The sequence below is a fragment of the Pseudomonas sp. BNK-15 genome (assembly GCF_047456105.1).
Lineage (GTDB): Bacteria > Pseudomonadota > Gammaproteobacteria > Pseudomonadales > Pseudomonadaceae > Aquipseudomonas > Aquipseudomonas putida_E.
On the sequence record NZ_CP179898.1, the window covers coordinates 5,131,557 to 5,146,175 of the forward strand.

The following is a 14,619-nucleotide window of genomic DNA, read 5'->3' on the forward strand; positions in this document are numbered from 1 at the left end:
GCCCACAAGTACCCCGCTGCTCTCAAGCTCAGCGCAAACCCAGTGAGAGCCGGCTTGCCGGCGATCGCCGGCGAAGCCGGTGCCATGGACTAACCTGCTGGCAAGCGAATCATGAACTGTGCACCACCCAGGGCTGACTGCGCCACCGTCAGCGTACCACCCTGCCCCTCGATGGCTCGCCGGCTGATCGCCAACCCCAGGCCGAACCCGCCGGTATTGCGATCACGGCTGCGGTCCAAGCGGTAGAACGGCTGGAAGATGCGCTCACGCTCTTCGACCGGAATGCCGATACCGTCATCCTCTACCGTCAACAGGCAAGCACCGCTCTCTTCCAGACGCAAACGCAGCAGCAGGCTCTGATCGCAATAGCGCATGCCATTGCGCACCAGGTTCTGCACCGCGCGGGCCGTCAGGCGCGGGTCAAGCACGAAGCGCGGCAGAGAACCTTCGGCGCGTACCTCCCACTCAATGCCACGGCTGTCGAGCTCTTCGGCAAAGCCGCCGAGCACACTGTCGACCAGCTCAAGCAACGACACCTCGACCCGCTCACGGGCTTGGTCGGCGTTGTACAGCCGGCTGTAGGACAGCAGTTCGAGCACCAGTTCGTCCAGCTCGCGCACGTGCCCGACCAGCTCCAGCAGGCGCTTGCGGCTGGTGGGCGGCACTTCGTCGAACAACAGCACCAGGCCGAAGTCCAGGCGAGTGAGCGGCGTGCGCAACTCATGGGACACGGCGTTGAGCAGCTCACGCTGCTGATTGACGTGGCGCTCCAGGTCGCCGGCCATGGTGTCGAATACACCGGCCAGTTCACCGATGTTCGAATGCGGAGAAATGTGCGTACGCTCGGCCATCTGCCCCTGGCCCAGACGCCTGGCCGTTTCCTTGAGCCGCTCAAGGTCGCGCCAGTGCGGCCACACCCACAACAGCAGGCAGCCAAGCATGGCGGCGCCGATCAGCACAGTCACGCCCCAAGACAGCACGTTGATGTCCAGCGGGTCCGGTGGCGAGTGCAGGCTCACCAGCCAGCCCTCTTCCAGCGGCGCCAGCACCGTTTCGTAATAGCCCCACTCGCCGATGCGCACTGCGTACAGGCCATGCGCCAGACGCGCCTGCTCCGGCGCGCTCAAGCTGGCCTGATCGGTACGCAACAGGGTCACCTGCAGCGGCGCGAACGCCTCGGCCAGCTCCTGTTCCACCGCAGGCCATTGCTCGCGCGGGGCCTGGCGGAACTGGCGCACGATCAGTGACTGCACGCCTTTGGCCTGGTCCAGGTTGTAGGCCACGAAGCGGTCATGGAACAGGCCGACGATGGCGTCAGGAATCAACAGCAGCGCACCGGCGTAGGCGACGATGATCACCAGGTAAAGGCGCACCAGAATCTTCAGCATGTCGCTTCAGCACTCCCATTCGACGCGGCTGAACAGGTAACCCTTGCCCCACACGGTCTTGATCTTGCGCGCTTCGCCGGCACTGTCATCGAATTTGCGCCGCAGCTTGGAAATGGCCACATCCACCGAGCGGTCGGTGCCGTTGAACTCGATACCGCGCAGTTGCTGAAGGATGCGGTCACGGCTCAGCACTTCCCCGGCGTTGCGCGCCAGCACCACCAGCAGGTTGTATTCACCGCTGGACAGTTCCACCTCTTCGCCGCGCCAACAGACCAGGCGCTCGGCCAGGTCGATGCGCAAGCCACCGATCAGGATCTGCTCACTGTCCAGCCGCGGCTCATGGACGCTGCTGCGGCGCAGCAAGGTTCGCACCCGCGCCAGCAGCACCCGCGGCTCACACGGCTTGGTGACGTAGTCGTCGGCGCCCATCTCCAGTCCCAATACCTGGTCGTGGCTGTCGTCGCGGGCCGTCAGCATCAGGATCGGCAGGCTTTGGGATTCCTGGCGCAGCAGGCGGCACACCTGCAGGCCGTCGATACCCGGTAGCATCAGGTCAAGGATGACCAGGTCGGGTTTGTCTTGCCGGAACGCGTCCAGCACATGGTCGCCCCGGGCGATCACCCGCACATGGAAGTCGTTGCGTTGCAGATAGCTGGCGATCAATTCAGACAGGGCGCTGTCGTCTTCTACCAGAAGAATGTTTGGCATAGGGCTTGGTACGAGCAGAGGGAGGCCAATACAGGCATGTAGCGGCAAGAATATAGAATCCCCACGAGTGCAGGATTTTTCTTCACACTTTTTCACACACGTCCTACAGGTATTAACAGGCACCCGTGCCCTGCCTGCCTTAGCATACGGCCGGTCATCATCGGAAGATCCGTATGCCTATCATCCTTATCCATCGCCTGCGCCCCGTGGCGCTCGTGGCGCTTCTGGCCCTGTCCGTTGCCGGGTGCAACGACACCGAAGAGCAGGACGCCAAGCCCCCCGTACCCCAGGTCCGGGTAGAAACCCTGCAGCTCAAGCCCCTGGCCATCAGCACGGAACTCAGCGGGCGCCTTCTCGCCCCGCGTACCGCAGAGGTGCGCGCGCGGGTGGCGGGCGTGGTGCTCAAGCGGGTCTACCGCGAAGGCAGCGACGTCAAGCAAGGCGACGTGCTGTTCCTGATCGACCCGGCACCGTTCAAGGCCGACCACGATAGCGCCCGCGCCACACTGGCCAAGGCCCAGGCCAACCTGTACCAGGCCCGCTTGCAGGAGCAACGCTACCGCGAACTGGTCGACGACAAGGCCGTCAGCCGCCAGGAGTACGACAATGCCCGCGCGGCGTTCCTTCAGGCCGACGCCGAAGTGGCCGCTGCCAAGGCAGCGCTTGAACGGGCGCGCCTGAACCTGGGCTACGCCACGGTTACCGCACCGATCTCCGGGCGCATCGGCCGCGCCCTGGTCACCGAAGGCGCGCTGGTGGGGCAGAACGAGACCACGCCACTGGCGACCATCCAGCAACTGGACCCGATCCACGCCGACGTCACCCAGTCGACCCGCGAGCTCAACACCCTGCGCCGTGCGCTGCGTGCTGGCGAGTTACAGCAGGCAGGCAATGGGGAGGCAAGCGCCACGTTGATCCAGGATGACGGCAGTGCCTACCCGTTGCCCGGCAAACTGCTGTTCTCGGACATCAGCGTGGACCCAAGCACCAACCAGATCACCCTGCGCAGCGAGTTCCCCAACCCTGACCTGGACCTGCTGCCCGGCAGCTACGTGCGCGTGCGCCTGGAGCAGGCCGTACAGCCCAAAGGCATCAGCGTACCGCAGCGCGCCATCCTGCGTGACAGCGCCGGGGTGCCGAAGGTGCTGGTGGTCGACGCGCAGGCACGCATCAGCGAGCGCCAGGTGGTACTGGGCAACGCCCAAAGCGACCGCTGGATCGTCAGTGAAGGCCTGGCCGCCGGCGAGCGTGTGGTCATCGAGGGCCTGCAACACGTCAAGGCCGGTGACCAGGTCCAGGTCGACACTGCCCAGGGCAGCCAACCCATCGCCCAGCACAACGGCCAGTGAGGGCCTGACCCATGCCGCAATTCTTCATCGACCGCCCGATATTCGCCTGGGTGGTCGCGCTGTTCATCCTGCTGGCCGGCGCCCTGGCCATCCCGCAACTGCCGGTGGCCCAGTACCCCAACGTAGCCCCGCCGCAGGTGGAAATCTATGCCGTGTACCCGGGGGCGTCCGCAGCCACCATGGACGAGAGCGTGGTCAGCCTGATCGAGCAGGAGCTCAACGGCGCCGACAACCTGCTGTACTTCGAGTCGCAGAGCAGCCTGGGCAGCGCCACCATTACCGCCACCTTCGAGCCGGGGACCCACCCGGACCTGGCCCAGGTCGACGTGCAGAACCGCCTCAAGGTGGTCGAGTCGCGCTTGCCGCGCCCGGTGACCCAGCAGGGCCTGCAAGTGGAAAAAGTGTCCACCGGTTTTCTGCTGCTCGGCACCCTGACCTCTGAAGACGGCAGCCTCGATGAAACCGCCCTGTCGGACATCCTTGCCCGCAGCGTAATGAACGAAATCCGCCGCCTCAAGGGCGTCGGCAAAGCCCAGCTGTACGGTTCCGAGCGTGCCATGCGGATCTGGATCGACCCGGGCAAGCTGATCGGCTTCAGCCTCACGCCCAACGATGTGGCCAACGCCATCGCCGCACAGAACGCCCAGGTGGCGCCCGGCAGCATCGGCGACCTGCCTGCCCGCAGCACCCAGGAAATCACCGCCAATGTGGTGGTCAAGGGCCAGCTGAGCACCCCGGAAGAATTTGCCGCCATTGTGCTGCGGGCCAACCCCGACGGCTCGACGGTGACCATCGGCGATGTGGCGCGGGTCGAGATCGGCGCCCAGGAATACCAGTACGGCACACGCCTGAACGGCAAGCCGGCCAGCGCCTTCAGCGTGCAGCTGGCGCCGGGCGCCAACGCCATGGAAACCGCCACCCTGGTACGGGCGAAGATGCAGGAGCTGTCGGTTTATTTCCCGGAGGGAGTCAAGTACGACATCCCCTATGACACATCACCGTTCGTCAAGGTCTCCATCCAGCAGGTCATCAGTACCCTGTTCGAAGCCATGCTGCTGGTTTTCGCCGTGATGTTCCTGTTCCTGCAGAACCTGCGCTATACGCTGATCCCGACCCTGGTGGTGCCGGTGGCGCTGATGGGTACCTTCGCCGTGATGCTGGCGCTGGGCTTCTCGGTCAACGTGCTGACACTGTTCGGCATGGTCCTGGCCATCGGCATCCTGGTCGACGATGCCATCGTGGTGGTGGAGAACGTCGAGCGGATCATGGCCGAGGAAGGCTTGCCGCCGAAGGAAGCAACGCGCAAGGCGATGGGCCAGATCAGCGGCGCCATCATCGGTATCACCCTGGTGCTGGTGGCGGTGTTCCTGCCCATGGCCTTCATGAAAGGCTCTGTCGGGGTGATCTACCAGCAGTTCTCGCTGTCTATGGCGGTTTCGATCCTGTTCTCGGCGTTTCTGGCCCTGAGCCTGACCCCTGCCCTGTGCGCCACCCTGCTCAAGCCGCTGGCCAAGGGCGAACACCACGAACGCAAGGGTTTCTTCGGCTGGTTCAACCGCAGTTTCGAACGCATGAGCAACGGCTATGAGCGCTGGGTGGTGCAGGCTCTCAAGCGCAGCGGCCGCTACCTGCTGGTGTATGGCGTGCTGCTGGCGGTGCTCGGCTACGGCTTCAGCCAGTTGCCCACGGCGTTCCTGCCCACTGAAGACCAGGGCTACACCATCACCGACATCCAGCTGCCACCAGGTGCCAGCCGCATGCGTACCGAGCAGGTAGCCGCACAGATCGAGGCGCACAATGCCCAGGAGCCCGGGGTGGGCAACACCACGGTGATCCTCGGTTTCAGCTTCTCCGGCAGCGGGCAGAATGCGGCGCTGACCTTCACCACCCTGAAGGACTGGTCCGAGCGTGGCGCCGACGACAGCGCCCAGTCGATTGCCGAACGCGCCAGCGCCGCATTTTCCCGGATCCGCGATGCGGTAGCGTTCTCTGTGCTGCCGCCGCCCATCGACGGGCTGGGGGAGTCCACCGGTTTCGAGTTCCGCCTGCAGGACCGCGGTGGCATGGGCCATGCCGCGCTGATGGCGGCGCGTGACGAACTGCTGGCCGGCGCCGGGAAAAGCAAGGTCTTGGTGAACGTGCGCGAAGCTTCGCTGGCCGAAAGCCCGCAGGTACAGCTGGAAATCGACCGCCGCCAAGCCAATGCATTGGGCATATCGTTCGCCGACATTGGCGCGGTGCTGGACACCGCCGTGGGCTCCAACTACGTCAACGACTTCCCCAACCAGGGCCGCATGCAGCGGGTGGTGGTGCAGGCCGAAGGCGACCAGCGCAGCCAGGTCGAGGACCTGCTGAAGATCCACGTGCGCAACAGCAGCGGCAAGATGGTGCCATTAGGCGCCTTCGTACAGGCCAAATGGGTCAGTGGCCCGGTGCAACTGACCCGCTACAACGGCTACCCGGCCGTGTCGATTTCTGGTGAGCCGGCGGCCGGCTATAGCTCGGGCGAGGCCATGGCCGAAGTCGAGCGTCTGGTCGCGCAATTGCCGGCCGGGGCCGGCCTGGAATGGACCGGCCTGTCGCTGCAGGAACGCCTGTCCGGCAGCCAGGCACCGCTGTTGATGGCGCTGTCTCTGCTGGTAGTGTTCCTGTGCCTGGCGGCGCTGTACGAAAGCTGGTCGATCCCCACTGCAGTGCTGCTGGTGGTACCGCTCGGCGTGCTTGGCGCAGTGCTGGCAGTGACCCTGCGCGGCATGCCCAACGATGTGTTCTTCAAGGTCGGCCTGATCACCCTGATCGGCTTGTCGGCGAAGAACGCCATCCTCATCATCGAATTCGCCAAAAGCCTGGTGGACCAGGGCGTGGATGCCGTCGACGCCGCCGTGCAGGCCGCCCGCCTGCGCCTGCGGCCGATCGTGATGACCTCGCTGGCATTCATCCTCGGCGTGGTGCCACTGGCCATCGCCACCGGCGCCAGCTCGGCGAGCCAGCAGGCGATCGGCACCGGGGTGATCGGCGGGATGCTCAGCGCCACATTGGCGGTGGTGTTCGTGCCGGTGTTTTTTGTGGTGGTGATGCGTTTAGGCCGAACTCGCCAAGAACCGGCCGAGGGCAAGTTGACAAACGTCGAGAATCTGTGAGGCCAGTGGGGCTGCATTGCCAGCCCCCTTTGCCCCCCTCCACTGGGCGGTGCAGGCGGCTATTGACTGTCCTGATCCTGTCCCATCACGGCGTCTTTCAACCCTTTACCAGGCTTGAATTTGACAACGGTGGCCTGCTTGATCTGGATCTCTTTACCCGTTCTTGGATCACGCCCCTTGCGCACTTGCCGTACATCGGTTGTGAAAGACCCAAACCCAACCAGCCTGACCTCCCTTTTCTTGACCAATGACTCGGTAATGGCTTCGATCAGCGCTTCGACAACATTGCCAGCCTCGACCTTGGTAAGGTCAGCCTTGAGTGCTACGTCCGCTATCAATTCACTTTTGTTCAAGTCTTTGCTCCTTGGCGTACCTGAATGGGCCTGTGCATTGCCTGCCACTGATACCATTGAATGAAGATCGACCAATCAGCACAACTGGCAAAAATGCCAGGTCGCCGCTTACCGCCCAGCCTGGACAATTGCACTGCACCGTGGGAGGGTTCGCTGCCCTACGTTCAGGAACCGGCCCAATGACCAAACCCCTACCGCCCTTCACCACGTTGATCCTCGCCGGTGGCCGTGGCCAGCGCATGGGTGGCCGTGACAAGGGGCTGGTTCTCTGGCGCGGCGAGCCGCTGGTGGCGCATGTGCAGCGGGTGGTGCGGCCCCTTTGCGACGATGTGGTGATCTCCTGCAATCGCAACCACAACTTTTATCGTCCGTTCTCCGATCAGCTGGTCTGCGATGCAGAAGCGGACTTCCCAGGCCCGTTGGCTGGGGTGATTGCCGGCCTGACAGCGGCGAGGCATGCGTGGGTGGTGGTGCTGGCATGCGATGCACCGCTGATCGACCCCCACTTGATCGAAGATTTGCTGCAGTTGGCAGTGGCCAATGACAGTGCGGTCATGGCGCGTCAGGGTGGGTATTGGCAGCCGATGTTCAGCGTGCTGCCGCGCAGGCTGCTGCCGTTGCTCAGGCAGGCCTGGGCGGATGGAGAGAGGAGCCTGCAAAAGGCCCTGCTGCACGCGCCGGTCGAGGGGTTGGAATACCCCGTGGGTGACCCACGCTTGAGCAACTTCAATAGCCCAGATCTGCTGCAGGACTAGGCCAGGTCGCTTGAGCCGGCGATGCGCAAGCGACCTGGTTGCTATCTACACTGCGCACACGCCTCATTCACCATTGATCGTGTAAACCAGTTCCTCCTGGGGGGGCTCCAGAGTACGCGTGAACAGCGTTTCACCCCGATACACAAGCTGCACTTTCTCGGGCCGATCAGAAGTATCGAGATTGACATGGAATTTGTTCATCACATTCGCCTGCAGACGGATGCCGGGCAGATTGTAGCGCCGCACCCCAGCTACCGTGACTACCCAAAGCTGCCAGCCAGGGTTTGCGGATGCACCACTGTCATCCTCGTAGACGAAGCCGTAGGCACCATGCAAAGCGGGATAAATATAGTGTGGTAACTCACGCTGCGGGTCGTAGTAACCCACCAGCGTAGTGATGGGTACACCGAACTTTTGCGGCACGCGCTCAACACTCACATCCTCTGCATGGGTGTACTCACGCCAGGTTCCCCCCTCAGACATATACAGTCTCAGGGAGCCTTGGGAGAGCGGCAAAATCAGGCCATTGATATGAAGCTGCGTCTGGTACGCGGCCCCCTGATCAATGCTGATAACCCGGCGCTCGTTCAACTCAGAGGCAGGAGGCACGTGGATGGCAGGCCCCCAGTCCCCGTCGCGCATCACGACATTGAGCACGGCGAAACCGGCCAACAGGCTCTGGAGGTTAGCCTGACTCAAGTCATTGTTTGGCACAGTGATTCGCGCCATGCTCGTGTCTAACAGGATCGTCTCTGTCCAGGTCGCCCCGTTCGAGCGATAGCTCTTGAAAAACCCTCGCCCGATGTTCAACGTCTGACCATTGATGGACAGTTGGCTATTGTAACCGGCGTCATGATTGAAGGTGATCACGCAGTTGGCATTGGAGGATGCAGCACGCGGAACTTCAATACGCGGCGCCCAGTTTCCATCCTCCATTTCGACCCTCACCACGGTATTGAGGTCGAACAAGGCCGACAGGGCAGCTTCGCTCAAGTCGTTGTTGGGAGCTGTTAGTTGGGGGCGTAAGTCAACTCTGTGAGCGTAAGGTTCCATGCCTTGAGCAAGGGCACTCCAGCGGCGGAAGCCTGTCGCTGAATCAGACGCAAAAACTGCCTTTCCCTCAAAGAATTCCTGAGTGATTGCCGCGGTATGAGGCGTGTGCAACGTGAAACGGTTCAAATGGGACATCGGTGCGCCGCCCGCCATCGGGTCGAGACCGAAGGCATGGCCATGAAAAGGCGCCTGGCACTGATCCTCGACGCAGGTGGGTTCTTGCGTAATGTTCGCCCGGAAGTTGGGTATGAACTGACCAAGGCGCATGTCCCAGCCCCACGTCGCGTTCAAAGCCTGCGCGGGGCGATGTACGGAGCCGCCGAACCCGCCAGGGTAATGGCCCAGTCCGTAATTATGCCCAACCTCGTGACTGAACTCATTGCCCAGTGAGTCATCCAGCGTGACGATGCCTCCCCCTCCCGACCCGCCGTGCACCTGAATACCATTCACGTATCTCCCCTGGCTATTGTGTGCGGTGAGCTGTGCTGCAACATAGGGGCTCTGCTCGCCCTCCCCGGGCGTACTGTGGAGCCCATAGTTAGCGTTATTGATGCCTAGAGATATCAGCTCCTTACCGATCCTTTGTCGCATTGTGCCGCTATGCCAACCACCCTCGCTTGGGTCAAAGTCAGTCAATAATTGCCCATCTGGCAACATGACTTCCGGCAAGTGCAGAGATTGATAGTTGCTTACGATCATCCGGGCCACGGGAATGGTTTGGAAATATTCAGTGTGGGCATCCGGTTCGTTTGCAAACGCGTACTCGTCACGTGGCGGCGTGAGCATGCCAATATCGATGGTATGAATCAGCAACTCAGTACGCCCGCCCACCGCTACGCTGCCCAGTGTCCCAAGCAGATCTCCAGCGCTGAAACGCATTGATGTACCGGGGTTCAACCATGCGCCTGGAATTTCGATACTCCAGGTATTTTCCGAATAGACCAGCATTCGATTTGCCCATTCGTGATCACTGATCCATTGCCCAGCAGCGAAGATGAATTGGCATTCTTCCCCTTTGGAGACAACGACTGAGCGACCGCTATAGAACACAGTCGAACTGTAGCCAGCCGCTGAGTTGAAGCTCACCCGCTGCCCGCAAACCACTTCTTGTGTGGGTAAATAAATATCACTCACCCAACTCCCATCGCCCGTCTGAATCACCACCCAATCGTGCGACCTCAACGTTGCCTTCAAATAAGTAGCTGCGGGATCATCAAGGCGATCCAACTCGCTGCTGCTATTGATGACATAGGGGTCCTCTGGCGGGAGGGAAAAGTCAAGATCACCCGCATCGCTTGCGACACTGTACACCGTCTCAGGTAAATCATAGGGGCTGTTCATTTGCAGCACCCCTGATAAACGGCCGTCTCTATCGACAACGCTGACCTCAAGGCTTTCAATCCGGTCTTTCAATGCTCCTAACGGTTTTACCAAGAGCAATGCTGTGCGCCCTGCCACCAGATGGGGCTGCTCGTCCCCGACACTGGGCGTCACAGGAACAATCTGACTCTGAGCAAACTTTACATGGGCTGCCAATGAGCCCTGCAAATGATTGGTGTTGCCGCAGGTATCAAAAACCACGCTGGCTTTATAAATCACCACCCCGCCATCAGGCCTGCTCTCCAGATAAAACCTCTGGGCTCTGTCCTTCTGCGCATGGGCTTTGGCTGCTGCCCCTGCATCCGTCATTTCGAGTACGGCGGGATAGTTCATTGAATGCAGCGTGTACGTACCATCGTCGTATGCTTGCAACTCAAAGCTTTGCCATGCATTCCCACCATAGGGCGACACCCAGACGTCGTCCTCCGACATCGTGAGTGCTGCGTCATACCGCAGAGCACGGATACCTATTGATCCATCGTTCTGCGGCACCACCCGGAAATGTTGAGAAATATCTCCTGTGTAAGGTTCTACATAAAGGCAGTCATCCCGCATCGTCAGAGCCAGTACTGTTTCCATGTAACCCCCTTCAGCGTGTCATTTATTCAACTATGGGCGCCCTTTGCTGTTGGCCGATACTGGCAAAATTGCCAGGCTGTGGTGCGCAATACAGGCCCTCTGCGCAGCTGACTTTCGCCCCACACCCTCTAGCCCCACGTCCCCCAACCCTGGGGAACAGCACCCAAACAACACGTTTCAAACAACGACGCGCGAAGTACCGCACCCCTTGCGCTATAAACCCTGCAGCACCATTTCGCGCACTTGGCACGGCTGTTGCCGATGTCCTCCCAGACGCCCCAAGTCCATGGGCCCGTTTGCAGGAGGAATGACTCATGCACCGACCGATACCCACACCGCTGGCCGTGGCGATTTTCGCCAGCATGCTCCAGCTCCCGGCACAGGCAGCGCTGTATGCCGTCGACACCGGTCCCTATAACCCCGCCAATGGCAACTTCGCCGCCTGGTACCAGGACACGCACGGGCGAACCCTTGACCTGTGCCTGACCAAAACCGTCAGCTCACGTGTTGCTGGCGCCCCGGGGGCACCGGCGTACATGTGTACGCTGCTGCCCACGCCTGGCGTATTCGACGACACACAACCCATCGTTTTCCCCAGCAACTTCCCTGACGAAGCCTTCTGGTTCACCGCCGACGCCGCCATCGTCGATGCCGCCCGCGGCATCGACCTGAGTTACGGCACGGCCATCGAAGCGGCGTTCGCCGCTGAGGAACCCGTCGAAGGCGATCAGGTCAGCTTCGCCCGGGTCCGTATCCGCGTCGATGTGCCGACCGCCGGCACCTACATCGTCACGCACCCCTACGGCGTCGACGTGTTCGACGTGCCCGCCGCCGGTGATCGGGCGATCAACATGACCCGCGATATCGGCATCGCCGGCGCCGGTGACTTCAGCGGCGCGCTCAAAGGTGACGTGGGGCCGTTCCTGCGCAGCGTCAACGGCCCCTACACCGAGGGCAGCGAGCGCTTCATCGGCGACCCGAACCTGGAAGAGCCTGTCACCGGCAGCCCGTACAACACCAACTACGTGCGTATCGAGGGCCCCGGTGGCATCGACCTGCGCACCGAGCTGTTCTCGATCTCCGGCAAGCTCTCCGACGTTGCCCGGCCAACCCCGTTGATGCCACTGCGCAGTACCTATTCGCGGCACACCGAGGACGGCGACCTGCGTGCCCAGCAGGACGTCTTCGTGATGGCCCCGCCGCCTCCGGCCACCGTCACCCTGACCAGCCAGACGCCAAACCTGAGCCTGACCGAAGCCAACAGTACCGGCGCCTGGTATGCCCAGTCAGTCCTCAACCCGCTGTTGCCGGCCTCGTTGACATTGACCGCTGACAACAGTGTGGCGATCCCCACCAGCAGCCTGGCCACCGTCAACCTGCCGTTGACCGACCTGGTGACCATCACCCGTGCCGAATTCAGCCTGGCCAGCGGCCAGTTGACCCTGGTGGCAAGCACCAGTGACGAGACCAGCCCACCGGTCCTCACCGCCCACACCGGCAACGGTGCGCTGATCGGCGACCTCGCTGGCAGCGGTGCGGTGAAAACGTTGAGCACCTCCCTGTCGCCCATCCCGCCGGCCAAGGTGCAGGTCACCAGTGCCAATGGCGGTAGCGACAGCGAAGACGTGGTGCTGGTGCCATGAACAGACAAAGGCTCCGCCTTCAAGGAGGCAGCATGAACACTTGGCAACGCCGTGCGCTGTTGGCCGCCGGTTTCTCCCTCACTGTGACCAGCGCGGCCTGGGCCGCACTGTCGGAGGTCGATCCGGGCCCCTACACCTTTGCCACCGGTGGATACCCGATGTGGTACAAGGACACCGACAACCTGTCCCTGGAGCTGTGCCAGTCGCGCGCTACCAGCACCCGGTTCCCTGGTGCGCCGGGCGCACCGGCTTACATGTGCACCCTGCTGCCTGAGCCGGGCGTTTACGACGACGCACTGCCACTGGTATTCCCCGACAACTGGCCCCCAGAGATGTTCTGGTTCCTGGCTGAAACCTCGATCCCGCAGGTGGGCAACAGTGGTTATGAACTGGAAGTCTACGTAGCAGGCATAGAAGCCGCTTTCGCCGCAGAAAACCCGGTAGACGGTGACCAGCAAAGCTTTGCCCGCATCCGTATCCGCGCCTCGGTACCGACGACCGGCACCTATGTCATCACCCACCCTTACGGTGTAGAAACGATCAACGTGACCGCAGCCGGTCGGCGGGCGATCAACGTCACCCGCGACATCGGCATCGGCGCCCCGGGCGACTTCAGCGGAGCGCTCAACGGCAACATCGGGCCGTGGCTGCGCGGGGTCGGTGGCCCCTATACCGAAGTCAACCCGGACACGGGAGCCAGCGAAACCTTCATCGGCGATCCGAACCTCACCGAAGCGGTGACCGGTAGCCCGTTCAATACCAACTTCGTGCGCATCGAAGGGCCAGCCGGGGCCATCCAGACCAATGTGTTCACGGTGTCGGGCAAGGTGCTTGACCAGCGTGCGCAAACGCCGGTAACCCTGGAGCGCGCCACCTACTCGCGCAACGGCGCCGGCACCCGGGTCGAAGTCTTCGCCAAGGCGCCGAACGATGCTGATGTATGCATGCGCAATGGCCTGGCCCTGGTCGGGACTCCACCCTCGCCCTGCCAGTTCAGCCTGCTTGCGGATAACAACGGGCTGTTCTTCACCCAGCAGTTGAGCCAGACCGCGCCGCCGCCGGTAGTGGTGGTCACCGGCAGCACGGCTACCGGCGGCACCCGCCCTACTTCACTGTCGAGCAAGCTGACAGATGTGGTGAAAGTGGACACTGCCCGCTACGACTGGACCAACAAGCGCCTGGTGATCGAAGCACGCTCCAGCGACGAGGTGGTAGTCCCCGACCTGGTTGCCCAAGGCTACGGCCGCCTGTCCAAATCCGGCACCCTGCAGAGCCTGACCGTCAACGACCTCAGCCAGCCGCCAGCCACTGTCACCATCAAGTCCGCCCATGGCGGCAGCGATGAGGAGCCGGTGATCGTGGTCGGCAACGCACCGATCGAAGCCGAAAACCAGGCGCCGCTGGCCCAGGCCGATTCCGGCAGTACCAGCGTCGGTGTACCGCTGACCCTCAACCTGTTGCAGAACGACAGCGATCCGGACGGTGACGTACCGCTGACCATCAGCGACCTGACCCAACCGGGTACCGGCCTTGGCGGTGTTGTGCTAAACGGCACCACGTCGGTCACCTACACCCCGCCAGCCGGCGCCACACAACCCCTGGTCGCCACCTTCAGCTATCAGGCGGTGGACGCCAAGGGCCTGAAGTCCACACCGGCCACCGTGACCGTGAACGTTGCACCGAACCAGCCGCCAACCGTGGCAGCCCAGACCGTCGCGACACTGGGCGTACCCCTGAGTATCAACGTACTGGCAGGCGCCGCCGACCCGGAAGGCAACGCACCACTGGTGGTCGACAACGTCACGCAACCCGCTGCCGGCCGCGGTACGGTCAGCACCGACGGCAGCACGGTGACCTACACGCCACCGGCGACGGTCACCACAGCGTTCACCACCACCTTCACCTTCCAGGTGCGTGACTCGCTCGGTTCGCTTTCCAACCCCGGCACCATCACCGTCAACGTGTCGCCACGCCCGGCCGCAGAAACCTTTGCGGTCACCGCGGCAACGGTCACGGCGCGCTCCAATAACCGTTTCAACTGGGACATCAGCGGCACCTCGTCGGTCACCACCGGCAACACCGTCACCGTGCGCGTGACCACCACCACGGGTGAGCAGACCCTCGGCACCGTCACGGTACCGATAACCGGACGCTGGCGCCTGGCAGTGGGCAACAGCACCACGATGATCCCGACTGCCGCGCCTACGGCAACCGTAACCAGCAGCCAAGGCACCACACGCACCATCAACGTCGTTGTGCGCTAAGGCCAGG

Annotated in this window: 9 protein-coding genes; 5 read left to right on the forward strand and 4 right to left on the reverse strand. The window is 62.5% G+C overall.

The genetic code is table 11. The annotated features are described in order from the left end of the window. Positions 1 to 89 precede the first annotated feature (89 nt). Both ACMGF5_RS23545 and ACMGF5_RS23550 read right to left on the reverse strand, forming a co-directional pair. Positions 90 to 1,388 carry an ATP-binding protein gene (locus ACMGF5_RS23545; RefSeq protein ID WP_414157302.1) on the reverse strand — a complete coding sequence of 433 codons (1,299 nt, stop codon included), beginning with the start codon at positions 1,386 to 1,388 and terminating at the stop codon, positions 90 to 92. Positions 1,389 to 1,394: 6 nt separating this feature from the next. Continuing rightward, complete coding sequence (locus ACMGF5_RS23550; RefSeq protein ID WP_039601547.1) at positions 1,395 to 2,096, reverse strand: response regulator transcription factor; 702 nt, start codon at positions 2,094 to 2,096, stop codon at positions 1,395 to 1,397. A gap of 173 nt (positions 2,097 to 2,269) precedes the next feature. Here ACMGF5_RS23550 and ACMGF5_RS23555 point away from each other — a divergent pair, with 173 nt between their 5' ends. Further along, entirely contained in the window at positions 2,270 to 3,445 is a 1,176-nt protein-coding gene (locus ACMGF5_RS23555) for an efflux RND transporter periplasmic adaptor subunit (RefSeq protein ID WP_414157303.1), read from the forward strand. An 11-nt stretch (positions 3,446 to 3,456) separates the two neighbouring features. Continuing rightward, on the forward strand, positions 3,457 to 6,585 hold the full coding sequence (locus ACMGF5_RS23560) for a multidrug efflux RND transporter permease subunit (RefSeq protein ID WP_119687163.1): 3,129 nt from the start codon (positions 3,457 to 3,459) through the stop codon (positions 6,583 to 6,585). Positions 6,586 to 6,644: 59 nt separating this feature from the next. Here the strand turns inward: ACMGF5_RS23560 and ACMGF5_RS23565 are convergent, their stop codons facing one another. After that, complete coding sequence (locus tag ACMGF5_RS23565) at positions 6,645 to 6,995, reverse strand: HU family DNA-binding protein (protein WP_115274596.1); 351 nt, start codon at positions 6,993 to 6,995, stop codon at positions 6,645 to 6,647. 122 nt (positions 6,996 to 7,117) lie between these two features. Between ACMGF5_RS23565 and mobA the strand changes: the two genes are divergently transcribed. Further along, positions 7,118 to 7,693 carry a molybdenum cofactor guanylyltransferase MobA gene (mobA, locus tag ACMGF5_RS23570; RefSeq protein ID WP_119687164.1) on the forward strand — a complete coding sequence of 192 codons (576 nt, stop codon included), beginning with the start codon at positions 7,118 to 7,120 and terminating at the stop codon, positions 7,691 to 7,693. Positions 7,694 to 7,756: 63 nt separating this feature from the next. Here mobA and ACMGF5_RS23575 read toward each other — a convergent pair whose 3' ends face one another. Continuing rightward, complete coding sequence (locus tag ACMGF5_RS23575) at positions 7,757 to 10,705, reverse strand: M66 family metalloprotease (RefSeq protein ID WP_414157304.1); 2,949 nt, start codon at positions 10,703 to 10,705, stop codon at positions 7,757 to 7,759. A 314-nt stretch (positions 10,706 to 11,019) separates the two neighbouring features. Here ACMGF5_RS23575 and ACMGF5_RS23580 point away from each other — a divergent pair, with 314 nt between their 5' ends. Both ACMGF5_RS23580 and ACMGF5_RS23585 read left to right on the forward strand, forming a co-directional pair. Continuing rightward, positions 11,020 to 12,348, forward strand: a complete 1,329-nt coding sequence (locus tag ACMGF5_RS23580) for a hypothetical protein (RefSeq protein WP_115274593.1) — start codon at positions 11,020 to 11,022, stop codon at positions 12,346 to 12,348. A 32-nt stretch (positions 12,349 to 12,380) separates the two neighbouring features. Beyond that, on the forward strand, positions 12,381 to 14,612 hold the full coding sequence (locus tag ACMGF5_RS23585) for an Ig-like domain-containing protein (RefSeq protein WP_174141905.1): 2,232 nt from the start codon (positions 12,381 to 12,383) through the stop codon (positions 14,610 to 14,612). Positions 14,613 to 14,619: the final 7 nt, after the last annotated feature.